At 48.7% G+C, this 19,787-nt stretch carries 19 protein-coding genes and 1 pseudogene; 17 read left to right on the top strand and 3 right to left on the bottom strand.

What is annotated here, in order from left to right; translation table 11 throughout:
- Positions 1-316: 316 nt before the first annotated feature.
- The 17 genes and pseudogenes from RS889_RS11325 to RS889_RS11245 all read left to right on the top strand — a co-directional run bounded on the left by RS889_RS11325 (position 317) and on the right by RS889_RS11245 (position 15,443).
- Positions 317-1,300, top strand: a complete 984-nt coding sequence (locus tag RS889_RS11325; RefSeq protein WP_290182895.1) for an arabinose ABC transporter substrate-binding protein — start codon at positions 317-319, stop codon at positions 1,298-1,300.
- A gap of 170 nt (positions 1,301-1,470) precedes the next feature.
- On the top strand, positions 1,471-2,994 hold the full coding sequence (araG, locus tag RS889_RS11320) for an L-arabinose ABC transporter ATP-binding protein AraG (protein ID WP_315710802.1): 1,524 nt from the start codon (positions 1,471-1,473) through the stop codon (positions 2,992-2,994).
- Positions 2,995-3,012: 18 nt separating this feature from the next.
- Complete coding sequence (gene araH / locus RS889_RS11315; protein ID WP_315710800.1) at positions 3,013-4,002, top strand: L-arabinose ABC transporter permease AraH; 990 nt, start codon at positions 3,013-3,015, stop codon at positions 4,000-4,002.
- 99 nt (positions 4,003-4,101) lie between these two features.
- Entirely contained in the window at positions 4,102-5,043 is a 942-nt protein-coding gene (araC, locus tag RS889_RS11310; RefSeq protein WP_315710799.1) for an arabinose operon transcriptional regulator AraC, read from the top strand.
- 280 nt (positions 5,044-5,323) lie between these two features.
- Positions 5,324-6,373 (top strand): oxidoreductase, encoded by a 1,050-nt coding sequence (locus tag RS889_RS11305; protein WP_315710797.1) that lies wholly within the window; start codon positions 5,324-5,326, stop codon positions 6,371-6,373.
- Positions 6,374-6,466: 93 nt separating this feature from the next.
- Positions 6,467-7,465: a bile acid:sodium symporter family protein gene (locus tag RS889_RS11300; protein WP_315710796.1), complete on the top strand. Its 999-nt coding sequence runs from the start codon at positions 6,467-6,469 to the stop codon at positions 7,463-7,465.
- Between the two features lie 289 nt (positions 7,466-7,754).
- Positions 7,755-9,185 (top strand): F0F1 ATP synthase subunit beta, encoded by a 1,431-nt coding sequence (gene atpD / locus RS889_RS11295; protein WP_315710794.1) that lies wholly within the window; start codon positions 7,755-7,757, stop codon positions 9,183-9,185.
- Complete coding sequence (locus RS889_RS11290; RefSeq protein WP_315710793.1) at positions 9,160-9,564, top strand: F0F1 ATP synthase subunit epsilon; 405 nt, start codon at positions 9,160-9,162, stop codon at positions 9,562-9,564. The genes atpD and RS889_RS11290 overlap by 26 nt, the downstream gene beginning before the upstream one ends.
- Positions 9,557-9,892, top strand: coding sequence for an AtpZ/AtpI family protein (locus RS889_RS11285; protein ID WP_021016000.1), 336 nt, complete (start codon positions 9,557-9,559; stop codon positions 9,890-9,892). The genes RS889_RS11290 and RS889_RS11285 overlap by 8 nt, the downstream gene beginning before the upstream one ends.
- Positions 9,885-10,181, top strand: a complete 297-nt coding sequence (locus tag RS889_RS11280; protein WP_021016001.1) for an N-ATPase subunit AtpR — start codon at positions 9,885-9,887, stop codon at positions 10,179-10,181. Before RS889_RS11285 ends, RS889_RS11280 begins: the two co-directional genes overlap by 8 nt.
- On the top strand, positions 10,171-10,872 hold the full coding sequence (locus tag RS889_RS11275; protein WP_021016002.1) for a F0F1 ATP synthase subunit A: 702 nt from the start codon (positions 10,171-10,173) through the stop codon (positions 10,870-10,872). The genes RS889_RS11280 and RS889_RS11275 overlap by 11 nt, the downstream gene beginning before the upstream one ends.
- 18 nt (positions 10,873-10,890) lie before the next feature.
- Positions 10,891-11,172: a F0F1 ATP synthase subunit C gene (locus tag RS889_RS11270; RefSeq protein WP_315710788.1), complete on the top strand. Its 282-nt coding sequence runs from the start codon at positions 10,891-10,893 to the stop codon at positions 11,170-11,172.
- Between the two features lie 3 nt (positions 11,173-11,175).
- Positions 11,176-11,979 (top strand): F0F1 ATP synthase subunit B family protein, encoded by an 804-nt coding sequence (locus RS889_RS11265; RefSeq protein ID WP_315710787.1) that lies wholly within the window; start codon positions 11,176-11,178, stop codon positions 11,977-11,979.
- Complete coding sequence (locus tag RS889_RS11260; protein ID WP_315710786.1) at positions 11,969-13,516, top strand: alternate F1F0 ATPase, F1 subunit alpha; 1,548 nt, start codon at positions 11,969-11,971, stop codon at positions 13,514-13,516. The genes RS889_RS11265 and RS889_RS11260 overlap by 11 nt, the downstream gene beginning before the upstream one ends.
- Positions 13,513-14,391, top strand: coding sequence for a F0F1 ATP synthase subunit gamma (locus RS889_RS11255; RefSeq protein ID WP_315710785.1), 879 nt, complete (start codon positions 13,513-13,515; stop codon positions 14,389-14,391). Before RS889_RS11260 ends, RS889_RS11255 begins: the two co-directional genes overlap by 4 nt.
- 97 nt (positions 14,392-14,488) lie before the next feature.
- A pseudogene (locus RS889_RS11250) lies at positions 14,489-14,926 on the top strand (recombinase family protein); the annotation flags it as partial.
- A gap of 64 nt (positions 14,927-14,990) precedes the next feature.
- Positions 14,991-15,443, top strand: a complete 453-nt coding sequence (locus RS889_RS11245) for an acyltransferase (RefSeq protein ID WP_315710783.1) — start codon at positions 14,991-14,993, stop codon at positions 15,441-15,443.
- Positions 15,444-15,720: 277 nt separating this feature from the next.
- On the opposite strand, the gene add is transcribed toward RS889_RS11245, so the two are convergent.
- From add to manA, 3 genes are all read right to left on the bottom strand, one after another.
- Entirely contained in the window at positions 15,721-16,734 is a 1,014-nt protein-coding gene (gene add / locus RS889_RS11240; protein ID WP_315710781.1) for an adenosine deaminase, read from the bottom strand.
- 164 nt (positions 16,735-16,898) lie between these two features.
- Entirely contained in the window at positions 16,899-18,437 is a 1,539-nt protein-coding gene (locus tag RS889_RS11235; RefSeq protein WP_315710779.1) for a YdgA family protein, read from the bottom strand.
- Between the two features lie 81 nt (positions 18,438-18,518).
- Positions 18,519-19,703 carry a mannose-6-phosphate isomerase gene (manA, locus tag RS889_RS11230; protein WP_315710778.1) on the bottom strand — a complete coding sequence of 395 codons (1,185 nt, stop codon included), beginning with the start codon at positions 19,701-19,703 and terminating at the stop codon, positions 18,519-18,521.
- Between the last annotated feature and the right edge of the window lie 84 nt (positions 19,704-19,787).

The following is a 19,787-nucleotide window of genomic DNA, read 5'->3' as shown; positions in this document are numbered from 1 at the left end:
GACGTGAGGAGCCGTTAGCTAGATGTATGCATTTTTCTGTCACTACTAATCATTTTGTGACGTCTGTCAAAAGTTAACGCTAGGTTAAATTCGCTAAATGTATGCATAAACCAGCTGTAGTTCTCTTCTGTGATAACGCTCTCCATTCTTGGTGAAGATAACAGCTAAAACAAACAGCGTCTGAGCGATGCTGAATATCTCAACCTCAATAAATCAGTGCATTTTTACGTTGTTCAGACCGACGTTACCTTACTAATAACGCTTACACACTTTAAATCATTGAAGTGTTATAGAGAAAAAAACAGCGGAGAAGACCATGCATAAATTCACTAAAGCGCTAGCGGTGATTGGACTGACAGCAATTATGTCACAATCAGCTATAGCGGAAACTCTGAAATTGGGTTTTCTGGTCAAGCAGCCCGAAGAGCCCTGGTTTCAGACCGAATGGAAGTTTGCTGATAAGGCTGGCAAAGATCTTGGTTTTGAAGTCATCAAGATTGCTGTACCGGATGGTGAAAAAACATTGAATGCTATTGACAGCCTGGCAGCCAATGGAGCGAAAGGTTTTGTTATCTGTACTCCTGATCCGAAATTGGGGCCTGCAATTGTGGCGAAAGCCCGTAGCTATGGATTGAAAGTGATTGCTGTTGATGATCAGTTTGTTGGTGCGAACGGCAAACCGATGACCAATGTTCCACTGGTCATGATGGCGGCTACCAAAATTGGTGAGCGCCAGGGCCAGGAACTGTGGAAAGAGATGAATAAACGTGGCTGGAAAGTGGCAGACACGGCGGTTATGGCCATCACAGCCGATGAACTTGATACGGCCCGCCGCCGTACCACCGGGTCGATGGATGCACTGAAAGCCGCCGGTTTCCCGGCAAAACAGATTTATCAGGTTCCGACTAAATCCAACGATATCCCTGGGGCATTTGATGCCGCTAACTCTATGTTGGTACAGCATCCTGAAGTGAAAAACTGGCTGATAGTCGGGATGAATGACAATACGGTCCTGGGTGGCGTACGCGCGACAGAAGGACAAGGCTTCAAGCCCGAGAATGTCATTGGTATCGGGATTAATGGTGTGGATGCGATCAGCGAACTTTCCAAAGATAAAGCCACCGGCTTCTATGGTTCTCTGCTGCCGAGCCCGGACATCCACGGCTACAAGAGTATCCAGATGCTGTTTAACTGGGTGACTAAAGGTATAGCGCCGCCGAAATTCACCGAAGTGACGGACGTGGTGTTAATTACTCGCGACAACTTTAAAGTCGAGCTGAAGAAAAAAGGCCTGATGTAATCAGAGACAGGATGGTATGACGCCAACGCTGGCAAGCCAAACGCCAGTGTTGGTGTCAAGATCGTTGATCAGCGGATTATAACAATACTAAAAAACCCGATCCGTAACCGAAAGGCTGCCGTGTTTGCCCGACAAGGGTAATCACAGGCGTTAACCATGAGGAAGCCGAAATGACAGCACAGTCACCCTATTTATCGTTTCACGGGATTAGTAAAAACTTTCCCGGTGTTAAGGCGCTGGACGATATCAGTTTTTCCTGCCATGCAGGACAAATCCATGCGTTGATGGGTGAAAACGGCGCCGGAAAGTCAACGCTGTTGAAAATTCTGAGCGGTAATTATACCCCATCACAGGGAGAAGTTCATATTAAGGGCGAGCCTGTCCACTTTAATAACACCATGGAGGCGCTAAACGCCGGTGTGGCGATTATTTATCAGGAATTGCATCTGATACCGGAGATGACAGTCGCAGAAAATATTTATCTGGGGCAATTACCTCATAAAGGCGGGATGGTGAATTACTCCCTGTTGCGTTATGAAGCCGGGTTGCAACTGCAACATCTGGGGTTGGACATTGATCCTGATACCCCGCTGAAATATCTCTCCATCGGCCAATGGCAGATGGTGGAAATCGCCAAAGCGTTGGCCAGAAACGCCAAAATCATTGCCTTTGATGAACCGACCAGCTCGTTATCTGCCCGCGAAATTGAACAATTATTCCGGGTGATCCGTGAGTTGCGTAGTGAGGGACGGGTCATCCTGTATGTTTCACATCGTATGGAAGAGATCTTTACGCTCAGCGATGCCATTACTGTGTTCAAGGATGGCCGTTATGTAAAAACGTTCGAAGATACACGGCAGGCCAATCATGAGTCGCTGGTCAAAGCCATGGTGGGCCGTAATCTTGGTGATATCTATGGATATGAACCTCGGGAACATGGTGAAGAACGTCTGACCCTGCATGAGGTAAAAGCCGAAGGAGTGAAATCCCCCATATCGTTCAGTGTACGCAGTGGCGAAATTGTCGGGTTGTTCGGACTGGTTGGTGCGGGTCGCAGTGAATTAATGAAAGGACTGTTTGGCGCCACGAAGATTACCGGGGGAGAAGTGTTGCTGGATGGGCAACCGGTCCGAATTACCTCGCCGATTGATGCCATTACCCAGGGGCTGATGCTTTGCCCGGAAGATCGTAAGGCGGACGGTATCATTCCGGTACATTCGGTGCGCGATAACATCAATATCAGTGCGCGCCGTAAAAGCGTGAAGAGTGGTTTTCTTATTAATAATCGCTGGGAAGCCGAAAATGCAGATCAGCAAATCAAAGCGCTGAATATTAAAACACCTTCACCAGAACAGTTGATCATGAATCTTTCCGGCGGTAACCAGCAAAAGGCTATTTTGGGCCGCTGGCTGTCGGAAGAGATGCGCGTCATCATGCTTGATGAACCCACTCGCGGTATCGACGTGGGAGCGAAGCATGAAATTTATCACGTCATTTATACGCTGGCCAAGCAAGGGATCGCGGTCCTGTTTGCTTCCAGTGACTTACCTGAAGTGCTTGGATTAGCGGATCGCATTGTTGTGATGCGTGAAGGTGCCGTTTCCGGTGAACTCCTGCACGATGAGGCCAGCGAACAGAAAGCATTGAGTCTGGCGATGTTACAAACCCCTGCTATTGATTCCGCGGTTGCTTAACCGCAAAGGAGCATAATAATGTCAACGGTTACGTCTACCACACCAGAGAAGAAGATCAAGAGTGGCATCGGGATATCCCGTATCTGGGATAATTACGGCATGCTGGTGGTTTTTGCAGTGTTATTTATTGCATGTGTTGTGTTTGTTCCCAATTTTGGATCGTTTATTAACATGAAAGGACTGGGGCTGGCGGTTTCCATGTCCGGCATGGTAGCGTGCGGTATGTTGTTTTGCCTGGCTTCCGGTGATTTTGACCTGTCGGTTGCATCGATAATTGCTTGCGCTGGGGTAACCACTGCCGTGGTAATTAACTTCAGCGGCAGTTTATTGGTGGGTATTGCGGCGGGTTTGTTACTGGGGGTGGCATTTGGTCTGCTGAACGGTTTTGTTATCGCTCGACTGAAAATTAATGCACTGATCACCACACTGGCGACGATGCAGATCGTGCGTGGCCTTGCTTACATTATTTCTGATGGTAAAGCGGTTGGGATTGAAGACGAGCGTTTCTTCGCGCTTGGCTATGCCAACTGGTTAGGGCTGCCAGCGCCTATTTGGATTACTATCGGCTGTATGATCATATTTGGATTGCTGCTTAATAAAACCACATTTGGTCGTAATACACTGGCCATTGGCGGTAATGAAGAAGCGTCACGTCTGGCCGGTGTCCCCGTCGTGCGTACCAAAATCATTATTTTTGGTCTGTCAGGGCTGGTTTCTGCGGCGGCTGGTATCATTCTGGCATCTCGTATGACCAGTGGTCAGCCAATGACCTCTATTGGTTATGAGCTGATTGTTATTTCCGCTTGTGTATTGGGTGGGGTGTCATTAAAAGGGGGGATTGGCAAGATTTCCTATGTGGTCGCCGGGGTCCTGATTCTGGGAACAGTAGAAAATGCCATGAACCTGCTGAACATTTCGCCGTTTTCTCAGTATGTGGTACGTGGTTTGATTCTGTTGGCGGCGGTGATCTTTGACCGTTACAAACAACTCTCGAAGAAGACAGTATAGTTATTGGCAGAAGGATGCCTAACAACATAGACGCCGATAGCACTTTGAGCGCTATCGGCGTGGTCAGTACACTCTTACCCGGTATGATCGGGAGGCTTAATGTATCACCGCTTGGCGCATGAATCTCAGTCCAATCCGTTGCTACCCGGCTACTCGTTTAACGCGTATCTGGTGGCAGGGTTAACACCGATATTGGCAGGTGGGCCGTTGGATTTTTTTATCGATCGTCCAGACGGCATGAAAGGATACATCATTAACCTGACCATTAAAGGGCAGGGGAAAGTGCTGGATGGCGATAATACGTTCTATTGCAATTCTGGCGACCTGCTCTTGTTCCCACCCAAATCGCGTCATTATTATGGACGTTCACCTGATAATGACTGCTGGTATCATCGTTGGGTTTATTTTCGGCCCCGGGCTTACTGGACGGATTGGCTGGAATGGCACAGCAAGAGTTGCGATGTTGGACGATTGAGCCTGCCGGCTCACCTGTTAAAAGAGTTTGACCAGCTATTTGCCAGTATCGAGCAAACCCATCAGTCTGGACGGCGTTTTTCGGAAGAACTGGCGATGAATCTGCTAGAGCGGTTATTGTTACGTGCGATGGAGGAAGACCCGCTCAGTCCACAAAGAATCATGGATCCTCGAGTGATCGAAGCTTGTCAGTTTATTACCAGTAATCTGTCGGATGAATTGAGAATTGATGAAGTTGCCCGGCATGTTTGTCTGTCGCCGTCACGGTTGGCGCATTTGTTCCGCGAACAGGTGGGAATCAATATATTGCGTTGGCGTGAAGATCAGCGCGTCATCCGTGCCAAGCTTCTGTTGCAGACGACGCAGGAATCCATTGCCAACATCGGTCGGGTAGTGGGATATGACGATCAGCTCTATTTCTCCCGTGTTTTCCGTAAACGTGTGGGTGTCAGCCCAAGTGATTTTCGCCGCCGCAACAGTGAAATTAATCATCTGTCAGAGAAGATCACCGTCGCCGCTAACTGGGAAGTGGATGAGACTAAAGGGGTACGGGTGGTAACAACATGATAGAACTATCTGATAAATAAATTTTTATAGAAACATAAGTATCCCCCTAGATATCAAAAATGCGGGAAAACACAATCGAATAAGTCCTGGTGTTTTTGCCTACGTGATTTGATCCGCCTGGAACAGATTTGAATGTTGCTTACAGTGAATTCCAAAAAACATGCCTTAGCCGGGCAGTGATGCCGATACCTGCAACTTGAAAGATGACAGGTATATACTGAGGTTTCATGACCGTAAATAAGAACCTGTCGGGCAGGTTCTCAGGCTAAGGGGAATTTTTATGGCTGATACCATTCGTGTTGGGTTATTGGGCTATGGTTATGCGAGTAAAACGTTTCATGCGCCGTTAATTGCCGCAACACCCGGCATGGAACTGGCGGCGATTTCCAGCAGTGATGCCAGCAAAGTCCATACTGATTGGCCAGCGATGCGGGTTGTACCTGATCCGCAAATACTGCTCAACGATCCTGATATTGATTTAATCGTCATTCCAACCCCTAACGATACGCACTTTCCATTGGCCAAGCAGGCACTGGAATCGGGTAAACATGTCGTGGTAGATAAACCCTTTACCGTGACGTTGTCACAAGCCTATGAGCTGAATCTGTTGGCAGAACATGTCGGCAAGTTACTCTCGGTGTTCCACAATCGCCGCTGGGACAGCGATTTTTTAACGTTGAAGAGTTTGCTGCACACCCGAATTCTGGGGGATGTCATCTACATGGAATCCCATTTTGATCGCTATCGTCCGGAAATACGGCAACGCTGGCGTGAAGATGGTAGTGAGGGCAGCGGCATCTGGTACGATTTAGGTCCCCATGTGCTGGATCAGGCACTGCAACTGTTTGGTATGCCAGTAGCGATTCAGGCGGATATGGCCCAGTTACGTCCAGGTGGTAAGTCCATCGACTATTTTCATGCCACGCTGATTTATCCGCAACGTCGTGTCGTATTGCATGCCAGTATGCTGGCGGCGGCAGAATCGGCTCGTTACATCATTCATGGTTCCCACGGTAGTTATGTGAAGTACGGGCTGGATCCGCAGGAAGCCCGTCTGAAAGCGGGTGAGCGCCCGGAGGCACACGCAGATTGGGGGCAGGATAAACGCGATGGCGTGTTAACGTTATACCGTGATGGTGCTGTTACTGAACAGAACGTACCTACCATACCGGGTAACTATCCAGCTTATTACGCAGCGGTGAGCGGTGCGCTACTTGGAAAAGGGGAAAATCCGGTCCCGATATATCAGGCTATCAAAGTGATGGAGTTAATTGAGCTGGGATTGATTTCCTATGAACAGAAAAAAACGGTTACGCTTAAAAATAGCTAGCGATTCTGCTTTTTATTGTCGATATTAACGTTTTGTTTAGGCAGATGATCCTAGGATTGTCTGTCTTTTTATCGCATAGGATATAAGCTGGCTATGGCATGGTTACAACGCTTGAGAATTGATAAGTTTTTACTGGTTTTAATTCTGGTGGTGGTTACTGCATCATTTTTCCCTTGTGAAGGGATTGCGAAGGTGTTTTTCGAGCGACTGACTACAGCGGCCATTGCATTACTGTTTTTTATGCATGGTGCCAAACTGTCTCGCGAAGCAATTACTTCAGGCCTTGGCCACTGGCGTTTGCATCTGGTCGTCTTCAGCAGCACGTTTATTCTTTTCCCATTGTTGGGAATCGGTATGTCCTTTTTGGTTCCTGGTGTACTGACACCTACACTGTATCTTGGCTTCCTCTATTTATGCGCCTTGCCTGCAACGGTGCAATCCGCCATCGCTTATACCTCAATGGCCAGAGGTAATATCGCCGCCGCGGTTTGCAGTGCGTCAGCTTCCAGCATCCTGGGCGTGTTTTTGTCGCCGGTTCTGGTGGGATTATTGATGCACTCCCAGGGCGGGAAAACCGATACGCTGCATGCGATTGGCTCGATCATCATGCAGTTGATGGTGCCTTTCGTGGTGGGGCATTTATCCCGTCCGCTGATTGCCCATTGGGTGGAACGCCACCGGAAATGGATAAATATTACTGACCGGTCATCTATATTGCTGGTGGTGTATGTCGCATTCAGTGAAGCGGTCGTACAAGGCATCTGGAAGCAGATTGATGGCTGGGCTCTGCTATCTGTCGTCGTTTGCTCCATAGTGTTGTTATCGATTGTTCTGGTGATCAACACGGTGGTGGCCCGTAAAATGGGATTCAGCACGGCAGATGAAATCACGATTGTGTTCTGTGGCTCGAAAAAGAGCCTGGCTAATGGGATCCCCATGGCGAATGTTTTATTCCCTGCTGCTGCGGTTGGGGCAATGGTGTTGCCGTTGATGATATTTCATCAAATTCAGCTAATGGTTTGTGCTGCATTGGCACAGCGCTATGCCAAGCGTGCTGAAAATGAAGATATTGCGGTGACCGATAAAGCTTGATCAATAAGCGTTCTATCACGGAATGCTACCACTGATATTCTCGACGACACGACAGTTGATTACGCCTGCCTTTTCAGACAGGGTTACCTGTCGTGATCATCGAGGCGACTATCAACCTTTCTGATCGTCACGCCTGGCATCAGGTTGCTGATGCCTGCCTGAAATAAGCTGAAGCATTCAGAGCGCGTTAATCATGATGTTTTTCCATCGATTAGGCCGCTCTGGTTTCCAGCCATGTCACAAATCCTTCGATTCTGCACTAGACTAATACTGGGCCGAGGAGAAGTGTATGACAAGTATTGATAATTCATTAAATAAAGGCGTCATCGTTTCAATCCGTGGCAGTGTAGTCGATATTTTCTTTCAGTCCATACTACCGCCAATTCATTCTCTGTTGCATGCGGGGAAGGATGGCGAGATTTTTATTGAAATCCAGTCGCAACTTGATGCACAGCGTGTGCGAGGTATCGCCCTGACGCCAACGCAGGGACTGGCCCGCGGCATGGAAGTTGTTGATAGTGGGGGCCCTTTGTTGGCACCGGTTGGCAAAGAAATTTTATCGCGGATGTTCGATGTCTTTGGTAATGCTATCGACCAACTTCCCGCCCCGGCAGCAGTTCAATGGCGTAGTGTGCATAACACGCCACCTTCACTGGAGCATCGTTCGACCCAATCGACGGTTTTTGAAACGGGTATCAAGGTTATTGATGTTCTGGTTCCACTGGAACGCGGTGGCAAGGCCGGCCTGTTCGGTGGCGCGGGTGTGGGTAAGACTGTGTTGTTGACGGAGATGATCCACAACATGGTGGGGCAGCATGAGGGCGTCAGCATCTTCTGTGGGATTGGTGAGCGTTGCCGTGAAGGGGAAGAACTTTATCGAGATATGAAGGTCGCGGGTGTGCTTAACAATATGGTGATGGTTTTTGGCCAGATGAATGAGCCACCGGGTGCCCGTTTTCGGGTCGGTCATGCCGCGTTGACGATGGCTGAATATTTTCGTGACGATGAACATCGAGATGTTCTTTTGCTGGTTGATAACATCTTCCGGTTTATTCAGGCTGGCATGGAAGTGTCTGGACTGATGGGACAGATGCCATCCCGGCTCGGTTACCAGCCGACCATGAGTACGGAACTGGCTCAACTGGAAGAGCGTATTGCTAATACTGATACTGGCGCCATCACGTCTATTCAGGCGGTCTATGTCCCTGCGGATGATTTTACTGATCCGGCGGCGGTACATACCTTCTCACATCTTTCCGCTTCTATTGTTCTGTCACGAAAAATGTCCAGCGAGGGGCTATATCCAGCCATTGATCCTCTACAGTCAAACTCAAAAATGGCGACGCCGGGTATTATAGGTGAACGGCATTACGCGTTGGCGCAGGAGATCCGCCGGACGCTGGCACAATATGCCGACCTCAAGGACATCATCGCTATGCTCGGCCTGGAACAATTATCAACCGAAGACCGCCAGATAGTCGGGCGGGCGCGTCGACTGGAGCGTTTTCTTACTCAGCCGTTTTTTACCACTGAACAATTCTCTGGTCTGAAAGGTAGGCAGGTGAGTCTTGAGGATTCTCTGGACGGTTGTGAGCGTATCCTGCGCGATGAGTTCAAGGATGTACCGGAAAGCGCCTTGTATATGATCGGAGCCATTGACGAAGCGATTATCAAGGAAACGGCGGAGGATAAACATGTCGATAACGAGCATGCAGCTTAAGATCTTGCTGCCCTTTAAAGTATTCGCTGAGAAACATGATGTGTTGCGGATCGTCGCTGAATCACCTGGCGGATCCTTCGGTTTGCTGCCAAACCGACTCGACTGCGTCTCGTCGCTGGTACCAGGCATCCTGGTTTATGAAACTGCGGACGAGGGCGAGGTCTGTCTTGCGGTTGACGAAGGCGTACTGGTTAAAACCGGTAAGGAAGTATTGGTTTCCGTGCGTAATGCCATCGGTGGCATGGCGCTGGAGGAGCTCCATGAGGCAATCGAACAGGAGTTTCTGAAGCTGAATGAACAGGAAAAAAATGTGCGTTCGGTACTAGCGAAACTTGAGAGCAGTTTTATTCGCCATTTTACTGTCTGGCATCATGAGTAATAAAAATGGCAAGTCTTCCTCTGGCAAGAGTGATTTCAGCCAGCGGGTTGGCCTCAAGGCCGCACGCAAGCGTAACGCGCAGCGCCATGTGACGCGAACTGTCTGGACTGGGCTGGGCATGATGGGGATGATCGGTTGGTCTGTGGCGTTACCGACACTGCTCGGTGCGGCGTTGGGCCTATGGCTGGATGCTCGGTACCCAGGTGGACGATCATGGACACTGGCACTGCTGGTCGCTGGTTTGATGTTGGGGTGCTTTAGCGCGTGGCGCTGGGTGGTCAAAGAAGGTCAGGAAATACGCAAACAGGAGTCTGACGACGATGATTGACTCAGGAGTTTTAGTGCCGTTGCTGGCGGGTGTTGTATTTGGTGTCGTATTTTTTGGTGGCCTGTGGTGGACGGTTCAGCGGGCGATGTCGTCGCCGCGTGTGGCTCAGTGGTTTTTCGCCAGCCTGTTGGTCCGTTTGATGATTGTGTTACCCGGCTTCTATTGGGTTTGCGGCAAAGACTGGCAAAACTGGCTAGCGGCCTTGCTCGGATTCAGCATGGCTCGATGGGCCATCTCACGGGTAACCCGTCCGAGTATCGTGATTAAGGAAAACAATCATGCATCTTAGTCCCGACAGCATTATTTTCTGGCAGTGGGGCTGGTTCAATATCAATGCCACCATTGTTTATACCTGGGTGTTGATGCTGGTGCTGACGCTGGGTTCCTATCTTGTTACGCGGCGTTTGTCGCACGGGCTCACGCGTAGTCGCTGGCAGAACCTGTTGGAGATCGTCGTGACGGGCATTGTCACGCAGATTGGCGAGGTGGGCCTGACAAACCCACGCCAGTACCTGGCCTTTCTTGGCACATTGTTTTTGTTCATCGGCTTGGCCAGCCTATGCACCATTGTGCCTGGTTACGAGCCACCCACGGGTTCGTTATCTACTACGACGGCACTGGCTATCTGTGTTTTCATCGCCGTCCCTATGTTCGGTATCGCCAATTGTGGCCCAAGGGAATACCTGAATACCTATCTGAAGCCGACAGTCATCATGTTGCCTTTCAATATCATCAGTGAACTCTCACGCACTCTGGCTCTGGCTGCCCGACTTTTTGGCAATATGATGAGTGGAACGATGATCCTTGCCATCCTGCTGACCATTACCCCGTTTATTTTTCCGATCGTCATGAGTGTCTTGGGGCTGTTGACCGGCATGGTGCAGGCATACATTTTCAGTATTCTGGCAGCGGTTTACATCGCGGCAGCGACACGCGCTCGTACACCAAACCAAGAAGATAGCGCTGAAGTAAAAACATAAACAACGAAAGGAATTACCATGGATAGTATGACAGTTATTGCGGTAGTCTCGATCATTACAGCCGGCTTAACCATCGCTATTGGCAGCATTGGCCCAGCGCTAGGCGAAGGTCGGGCTGTCGCCGTAGCACTCAGTTCCTTGGCACAACAACCCGATGCATCGGCAACCATTACACGTACTCTATTCGTCGGGCTTGCGATGATCGAGTCGGTAGCCATCTACTGTTTTGTGGTGTCGATGATCCTGCTCTTCGCCAATCCATTCTGGAACTATGCCATCACTCAGATAACTGGAAAGTAGACCATGCTTATAGACTGGTTCACCGTTGGCGCGCAGGTTCTCAACTTCCTGATTCTGGTCTGGTTACTGAAGCACTTTCTCTATCTTCCCATACTTAATGCCATTGATGCACGAGAGCAACGGATAGAAAGAGAACTGGCCTATGCTGATGCCAAGAAGGCGGAAGCAGAGCAGGCCCGCGATGAGTTTCAACATAAGAATACGGCCTTTGACAAAGAGAGAGCCTCATTGCTGAGTCAGGCAAAGAAGACGGCGAATGATGAACGTCAGCGCCTGCTTGATGCTGCCCGTGAGGAGGCGATAGCTCTGAGTGCCAAATGTCAGGAACGTTTGCAAAGTGAAGCGCAGGAATTACAGCAGGAGATCAGCCGCCGCACGCGACAACAGATATTTTCTATTGCTCGCAAAACATTGGTTGATCTGGCTGATGTGACGCTGGAAACACGGATGGTTTTGGTTTTTGTGGCTCGGTTACAAAATTTGAGCACGGATGAAAAGCAAAAGCTGGTGGATGCTTTGCTCGTAGCGGCCCAGCCGATTGTTGTGCGTACGGTTTTTGAGCTGCCAGCCACAGACCGGACGATTATTGAAACTCAAGTCAGAGAACTGTTTGGCGCTAAAACGACGTTATGTTTTGAAACGGCCCCAGAAATGGTCAGCGGTATTGAGTTGAGCGCCAATGGGCAAAAGGTGGCATGGAGTATTGCCGAATACCTGGCCGAGATGGAAAACGGTGTTATTGAACTACTCAACGTGAAGACGGCTCAGAATGCCATCCCGGAAGAGGGTATTGTCAATGAGCACTAAGCCACTAAGCGATATCCTGGATCAGACATTCTCCAGCATAGACACAGCGTGTGAAGTGTTCGCTCCACAGCTGAAACCTCGTGAATTTGGGCGAATTTCTAGCATTGCGGCCGGTATTGCCAAGGTATCCGGCCTGCCAGGTGTGGGTTTTGAGGAAGTTCTTAATTTTCCTGGCGGCATTGAGGGTATTGCCTTCAATGTCGACGAAGACGAAATTGGCGTTGTCCTGCTTGGCAATTACTGGTTATTGCAGGCCGGTGATCTCGTCGAGCGTGGTGGTCATGTGGTTGATGTGCCTGTCGGTGAGCGGTTGCTTGGTCGGGTCATTGATCCAACAGGAAGACCGCTCGATGGGTTAGAGCCGCTGTTGGGCGGTACTCGCTTGCCGGTTGAACGACCGGCGACGCCGATCATGGATCGGGCCCCGGTTACTGTACCGTTACAGACGGGTATCAAGGTTATCGATGCGCTGATCCCGGTTGGTCGTGGTCAACGTGAGTTGATCCTCGGAGATCGACAGACCGGTAAGACGGCCATTGCGCTTGATAGCATCCTCAATCAACACGATAAGAACGTCCTCTGTGTTTACTGTGCCATCGGTCAGCGTGCTTCCGGTGTGGCAAAAGTTATCGCTGCGCTACGTGAAAAGGGCGCATTGGCTTATACCGTCGTGGTGGTCACGGAAGGTAATGACCCGCCTGGGTTAGCTTATATCGCGCCCTATGCGGCGACCAGCATAGCTGAATATTTCATGGCGGAGGGGCGGGATGTGCTGGTGGTCTATGATGATTTGACTCACCATGCTCGCGCCTATCGTGAACTCTCCTTGTTACTACGTCGACCACCAGGTCGTGAAGCCTTTCCCGGCGACATTTTTTATATTCACTCGCGGTTGCTGGAGCGAGCTACCCATTTAAGTCCAGATTTGGGAGGAGGGTCGCTGACTGCCTTGCCGATCATTGAAACAGAGGCTCAGGATATATCGGCTTACATTCCGACCAATCTGATCTCAATCACTGATGGGCAAATCTACTTGTCACCCGTGCTTTTCGAACTCGGCGTGTTGCCGGCGGTTGATGTTGGTAAATCAGTGTCACGTGTCGGTGGTAAGGCGCAACGCGCTGCTTATCGGATGGTAGCGGGTGATTTGAAATTGTCTTATGCCCAGTTTGAGGAACTTGAAAGTTTCTCCCGCTTCGGTGCCCGCCTTGATGAATCAACCCGCCAACAGCTCGATCATGGGTTGCGTATACGAGCTTGTCTTAAGCAGCAGGAATTGTCGCCATTGCCGGTACCCGTACAAATTACGGTTTTATTGGCATTGACTGCCGGGTTGTTTGACCGGGTGCCGCTAACCCGAATGGTTGACGCCGAGCTGGCCATTTATGCCGCGGCTGCCGATATGCCGGACGAATTAGCGGCACAATTAGAGACGGCCGATACACTGAGTGAGGCGGACAAGGCGTTGATAACTCAACTTGCGGAGCAGGCGTTGATCGCCTTCTTGCCAGAACTGGCTATCAAGGAGGGATCTTGAGTAATACCACTGTCAGCCTGCATCACAAGATTGGCACTGCGACTGATCTCGAATCTGTGGTACGCACAATGAAAGCCATGGCGGCGTCGAGTATCAGCCAGTATGAGAATGCCGTACGCTCATTGGATGACTATAATCGAACAATACAACTCGGCCTTCTTGCTTGCTGTCAGCAGCAGCATCCCGCTGTTACCGGTCAGTTAAAACGCGAAAGTGAAGGTGCCATCGGTGCGGTGATTTTCGGTTCAGATCAGGGGCTGGTTGGCCAGTTCAATGATCTTCTTGTTGAGTTCGCTGTCGAGACGCTGGGAAAATTGCCTGGACGGAAAATAGTCTGGGCCGTTGGGGAGCGAATCAAGGCTCGTCTGGCCAACAGCGAGCTCAGCGTTGGGGCAAACTTTCAGTTACCTAATTCAATCGGTGCGATCACATCACTGGTCGGACATGTTTTGCTTGAAATGGAAAGTTGGCGAACTCGGGGAAAAATTGGCCCTGTTTACCTGTTTTACAATCGCTCTATTTCAGGGGCTATCAGTGAACCGATCTGTCAGCGTTTATTGCCACTGGATGACGAATGGTACCGTGAGATGGCCAGTCGTCACTGGCCATCTAATAACTTGCCAGAGGTGATGCCGGATATTGCACGAACCATGTTTGCATTTGTGCGAGAGTATTTTTTTGTTTCTTTGTTCCGTGCATGCGCCGAATCACTGGCCAGTGAAAATATCTGCCGTTTGACGGCAATGCAACGTGCAGAAAAAAATATTGGTGAGATTTTAGAAACGCTGAGCAGTGATTTTCACCGATTGCGTCAGAGTGCTATCGACGAAGAGTTGTTCGACGTTGTTTCTGGTTTTGGGGCTTATGACCGGTGATCCGTAAACGCCGTTAAATCGACGTACTCATCAATATGCAGACCAAACCGATTGCAGCAAAAAAATGCTGATAAACGGGCTTAACGTAGGATATTCCGTTTTCCAAGCAGACCGTCTGACTCGTCTTAGTAACAGCGACTGGATGACGCTGAAAAAGCAGATTGATCAACATGAACTTCGGATTGTCAGTCTGGATGTTCCGACTTCATGGCAAGCGTTGTCGGATAAAGACCCCTCGCAGTCTGATCCGATCACCCGTGCTGTTATTACTGCCATCAACAATATGCTGATAGATCTGATGGCCACAATGTCGCATAAGGACTGGCTGAGCTGCTGTCAGAGGCAAAAAAAAGGGGTTGAACGGACGCATACGCTGGGGAAATACCGGGGAAAACAGGCCGATCTTGAGCGACACCAGAAAGTATTGTATTACCGGCAAGTGAAAAACCTGAGTATCCGGGAAACTGCGGATGCAACAGGTTACAGTGCTTCACAGGTTTGCCGGATACAGGCTCTTTATAAAGTCGGAGTCTGAGAATAAATAGTTTTAACATACAATAATCCCGGTTTATTAATTAGACCTTATTCCGGATAAGTCAATGAAATTGATAGAAAGTGAAGTTCGCGACGTGATTTCAGGGAGAAATGTCACAATCATCAAACCTGCCAATATTTATGAATGTGAACTCAGGGATGATGTATTCATTGGTCCTTTCGTTGAGATTCAAAAAGGGTGTGTAATTGGAATTGGAAGCCGAATCCAGTCACACACATTTATTTGTGAAAACGTAACATTAGGTCAGAACTGCTTTATTGGTCATAACGTAACATTCGCTAACGATCTGTTTCGTTCCGGAGCTCCGGATCCGTCATCGGATAACTGGATCACCATTACCCTTGGAGATTCGGTCACTGTGGGCAGCGGGGCCGCCATTCTGTCACCATATATATGCAGTGGTTCCGTCATTGGTGCAGGTTCCGTCGTGGTTAAACAGATCGAGATAAAAGGAGTTTATGCAGGGAACCCGGCAAGATTAATCCGGCCATTATGAAAAGAAAAAGGGACTGTTACGGCTAATGCCGGTCACTTAAGGTGGTCGGCATTGTTTTTTAAGGGATATTTCGACCTTTTTTCTCTCACTTCCCTCGCATATTCCCGCTCTTCGATCCCATATCCGGGTAGCCCGTTTACGGGCTGTAAGTAATCCATAGATGCAAATGTCAGATCGCGATGCGCCTGTTAGGGCGCAGCTGGTAACAGAGCCTTATAGGCGCATATGAAAAACCTCCGGCTATGCCGGAGGATATTTATTTTATACTCAATATAATTTATGCCTGCCGCTGCTGAACCCGATGACGGATCTGTAGTTTTTCCTGGTCGGTAATGAACGCCACGCTGAGACCATTTTCTTGTGCCTGACGAATATCTTCTGGTGAAAGGCCTGCCAGTGGTGCCGCAATTTGGTATTCATGGGCAATATCAATCCCCTGAACGGCGGGGTCATCGGTATTGATGGTAGCCGGGATGCCGTGATGCAGGAAATGCGCCAGTGGATGTTCTGCCAACGAGTTTACGGTACTGGTTTGCAGGTTTGATGTCAGACAGGATTCAATGCCTATCTGATATTCAGCCATATACTTCATCAGTGATGCATCAATGATAGCCGCCACGCCATGACCAATACGTTCCGCGCCCAATTGATTAATCGCTTGCCAGATGCTCTCTGGGCCAGCGGCTTCACCGGCATGTACCGTGATATGCCAACCGGCATCTCGCGCCTGATTAAAATGGGGGGTGAACAACTCGCCAGGGAAACCCAGTTCATCACCCGCCAGATCGAGTGCAATAATATGGTCTTTATGCGCTAACAGGGCACTCAGCTCTTGTTGACAGGCCTGAGTGCCAAAAGTGCGGCTCATGATGCCAATCAACCGGATCATGATGTCATGATTATTATCGCGGCAGCCGGCAGCGACGCCATCGATGATCGCTTCAACTACACCTTCAATTGGTAATTGGTGGTTCATCGCCATGTAATATGGAGAAAAGCGTAGTTCGGCGTAATCCAGACCGGCGCGCAACGCATCTTCAACGTTCTCGTAAGCGACTCGTCGGCAGGCATCCAACGACCCCAGCACGGATACGCCCCAGTCCAGCTTTTGCAGAAAACTCAGTAAATTGGGTTCAGTGTCAGTAACCTGAACATGTGGGAGTAGTGATTCCAGGGTATTTCCCGGCAAGTCAATGTTGAATTGCCGTCCCAGTTCAAGAATAGTTTGTGGGCGGATGTTGCCATCAAGATGGCGGTGGATATCCGTCAAAGGGATATGCGGATCAATCATTTTTTACTCTTGTTATCAATAAAATCAATTGGCAGTGAATTACTGTGCAGTATAAGAACAAACACCACCGAATTACCATTTGTTGGGAAAAAAGTGAGTATCACTACGTAGATATTACTTAAAGCAACCCCCGTGAAAGTCAGTTCACGGGGGCAATCAGATGGTTATTGTGTTACGGGTTTTTTCTGAGCGTTGGGCGTCTGTTCTTCTATGTTATTTCCTTCCGGCTGCGTGATGAGTGGGGCAATAAATTTAGCCAGCGGGATCTTTTGATTATTAAAGGTTACCATACCATCACTGTATTGCAGTGAGCTGGTAATGGCGTTGTTTTTGGTTACGGTTACCTGGCTCATCTCACCCAGACTGGCCATGAGTTGCGCTTGCTGGCGGGCCATGGCTTCGAGCTGTTTCTTTTCTTCATCGGTTGACGTTTTTGGCGCAACCTGAACCATTAATTCTGTCAGCATATCTATCGGCACATTTAATTTCGCATCCAGATTTTTGACTGATTTGCGGAAAATGGCTTCTTCATCAGACAGTTGAGATTGAGGTGCTGCGTCTGTTTTCAATGGATCGGTCAGATCCAGAGATAGGGTAAATGTACTTTCCCCTTTGGCGTTTTTCCAACTGACAGGTGAAATTTTTATGCTGGGATTGCCCTTAAGCAACTGAGGAAGATGCTGAAGTACCAACATGGCAATCTGCTGCTGATATATTTCAGGATCCAGGTCGACCTGCATCAGCTCTTCGGCTTTTTTCTGGTAATCTTCAGCGAATTGTTTCACCCCCAATCCGTCAAATCTGTCGTAGCTGATGTTCATCTTGGCTGATCCCAGATTTTGATCGCGCAGAATGAGGGAATCGATACCCAATGCCAGTTGACCCGCTATATTGGTTTGATCTTCTGTTATATGGCTGGATACCACAAAATTGTTGATAGTGACCGGAGCGCCACCTTGAACTTGCAGCTCCATACTCTTTAGCACAATTTTCCCATCACCCAGATTGATATCAAACTTGCCTTTGTGTGTATCGCTGTTTAGCGCCAATCCCTGAATACTCAGTGTTTCTGTCTGTCCCCACGGGTTTTTCTTCTCAATCGTCAGTCCACTGACTGTTCCTACAGCGTGAGCTGCTCGCAAATCGTGGCTGATATCGGCCTCTACTGTTGCGCCGCTGAAAGAAAACTTCTGTTCTTCGCTTTGATAATCAACTGGTATCAATACAATTTCAGAGCGGGTATCTCCATTGTAGGCAACTCGGGTTTCTGCGGTGAAGAATGGCTTATTCTTGGTTAATTTAAATAACGATTTCAAGGGATCACTGTTCGCCAGTTCACTGTGTACTGATGCCATGGCCGGCATCAGATTGAATTTTTTAATCTGTGCCAGTGGAAATGGGCCATGAGAAATAGTTTCATTAAATATCACTTTATCACTGGCGGATAAGAGTTGATGGCCATTAGCGGAGCCGTCAGATTGCAGTACATACGTCAGGTGACTGCTGAATATGCCACGCTGGTAATCTTGATAAACAACAGTTAACCCGGCATTCGGGTAAGCTTCTTTCAACCGGGCATTGATGTCGACGGTAAATTTAGCGACATTTTTTTCTATTTGCTTTCCTGTGAACCAGGACGCTCCTGTCCAGACGGCACCAAGCGCAACAATAATCCCAGCGGCCACTAATGATTTTTTTGTCACTTTATATACATCCTTTTAGTCGATTTTTGTGCAATATACCTGTCATACCCAGGGTATGCATGCAATTGGAGATGAGTAACATCAGGCAGTTAATGACTTATTATAGACGCGTGCAATGCATCCTTGTCCCCGAACCTGAACTGGAGATTCATAAGCCGGGATAAAACACGATTCACCCGGTTGAAGTACAACTTGCTGACGGCCTTTTTCCAATACCGCTTCTCCATCCATACAAAAGACAATCGCCGCGCTATCCTGAGTCAACGCGTGTGCCTCATCGGCAAGATAATGCAGAGAAAAAGCAAAGTCATCGACCGGAACAGGGAAATCAAGTTCATTACCGTGTTTGATTGGCACCGTAAGTAATTTGTCAGCAGGCTTGGGTTCAAATTTCACATTAGCCAGTAATTCGGGAATATCAATATATTTGGGCGTCAGACCGGCACGTAACACATTATCAGAGTTGGCCATCACCTCTAATGCTACGCCTTGCAAATAGGCATGAGGTGTTTCTGCGAATAAGAACATTGCTTCACCCGGTTGCAACGTAACCACATTCAGCAATAGTGGTGAAAATAAGCCACTATCATCTGGATAGAACTGAATAATGTAATGAATGGCCGCCCAGGGGCCGTCGTTCCGGTTCTTTAATACATTCTTTAGTACGCCAATCGCATTTTCTTTTTGCTCTCCGTCCATACTCAGCAGGTTGGCGAATAATATGGACAAGTTCTTGCCATCCGGTTGGCCCAAAAAGGTCGTGATGGCGGGATGTGCGTTGGCGACTGGCTGTAGCAGGGTGGCAATTTCAGACAAATCTCTAAAGCCGTTGATAGCCAGAAACGGCGTCAGCGCAAATACTAACTCTGGTTTATGGTTGGCATCTTTATAATTTCTTTCTGCCGCATCTAAAGGAATACCCGCCGCATTTTCACGAGAAAACCCTAATTCGGATGCTGTTTTACTGGGGTGAACTTGAATGGAAAGTGGTTGGGCTGCACACAACACTTTAAAGAGAAAAGGGAGTTCCCCGAATCGTTGTGCTACCGCCGCCCCTAAATGGCCGGCTAAATCTTGGGCTATCACCTCTCGCAGGTTGTGTTGTTGTCCTTGTTCATCAACCAGGCAGGAACTGCTCTTGGGGTGGGCACCCATCCATAACTCGGCCATGGGCAAATTATCAGGGTTATCAATTCCATATTTCTCTGTTAATGCACATTTACTGCCCCAGGCATAGTGTTGGATGCGATTAAGCATTCTTTGCATAACGGATTCCTGCCATTAAAAGGATTGTTAATTTTTATGATGAAAATGGTTAATAATAAGAGAGTATTAATTAACTACTTCAGT

Source organism: Brenneria uluponensis, from assembly GCF_032395385.1.
Lineage (GTDB): Bacteria > Pseudomonadota > Gammaproteobacteria > Enterobacterales > Enterobacteriaceae > Prodigiosinella > Prodigiosinella aquatilis.
The sequence above is the reverse complement of the archived record's forward strand: the minus strand, read 5'-3'. Positions and strand labels throughout refer to the sequence as shown.

Coding starts and splice junctions, on each gene's coding strand:
- RS889_RS11325 (WP_290182895.1), top strand. CDS start 317: ATGCATAAATTCACTAAAGCGCTAGCGGTGATTGGACTGACAGCAATT.
- araG (WP_315710802.1), top strand. CDS start 1,471: ATGACAGCACAGTCACCCTATTTATCGTTTCACGGGATTAGTAAAAAC.
- araH (WP_315710800.1), top strand. CDS start 3,013: ATGTCAACGGTTACGTCTACCACACCAGAGAAGAAGATCAAGAGTGGC.
- araC (WP_315710799.1), top strand. CDS start 4,102: ATGTATCACCGCTTGGCGCATGAATCTCAGTCCAATCCGTTGCTACCC.
- RS889_RS11305 (WP_315710797.1), top strand. CDS start 5,324: ATGGCTGATACCATTCGTGTTGGGTTATTGGGCTATGGTTATGCGAGT.
- RS889_RS11300 (WP_315710796.1), top strand. CDS start 6,467: ATGGCATGGTTACAACGCTTGAGAATTGATAAGTTTTTACTGGTTTTA.
- atpD (WP_315710794.1), top strand. CDS start 7,755: ATGACAAGTATTGATAATTCATTAAATAAAGGCGTCATCGTTTCAATC.
- RS889_RS11290 (WP_315710793.1), top strand. CDS start 9,160: ATGTCGATAACGAGCATGCAGCTTAAGATCTTGCTGCCCTTTAAAGTA.
- RS889_RS11285 (WP_021016000.1), top strand. CDS start 9,557: ATGAGTAATAAAAATGGCAAGTCTTCCTCTGGCAAGAGTGATTTCAGC.
- RS889_RS11280 (WP_021016001.1), top strand. CDS start 9,885: ATGATTGACTCAGGAGTTTTAGTGCCGTTGCTGGCGGGTGTTGTATTT.
- RS889_RS11275 (WP_021016002.1), top strand. CDS start 10,171: ATGCATCTTAGTCCCGACAGCATTATTTTCTGGCAGTGGGGCTGGTTC.
- RS889_RS11270 (WP_315710788.1), top strand. CDS start 10,891: ATGGATAGTATGACAGTTATTGCGGTAGTCTCGATCATTACAGCCGGC.
- RS889_RS11265 (WP_315710787.1), top strand. CDS start 11,176: ATGCTTATAGACTGGTTCACCGTTGGCGCGCAGGTTCTCAACTTCCTG.
- RS889_RS11260 (WP_315710786.1), top strand. CDS start 11,969: ATGAGCACTAAGCCACTAAGCGATATCCTGGATCAGACATTCTCCAGC.
- RS889_RS11245 (WP_315710783.1), top strand. CDS start 14,991: ATGAAATTGATAGAAAGTGAAGTTCGCGACGTGATTTCAGGGAGAAAT.
- add (WP_315710781.1), bottom strand. CDS start 16,734: ATGATTGATCCGCATATCCCTTTGACGGATATCCACCGCCATCTTGAT.
- manA (WP_315710778.1), bottom strand. CDS start 19,703: ATGCAAAGAATGCTTAATCGCATCCAACACTATGCCTGGGGCAGTAAA.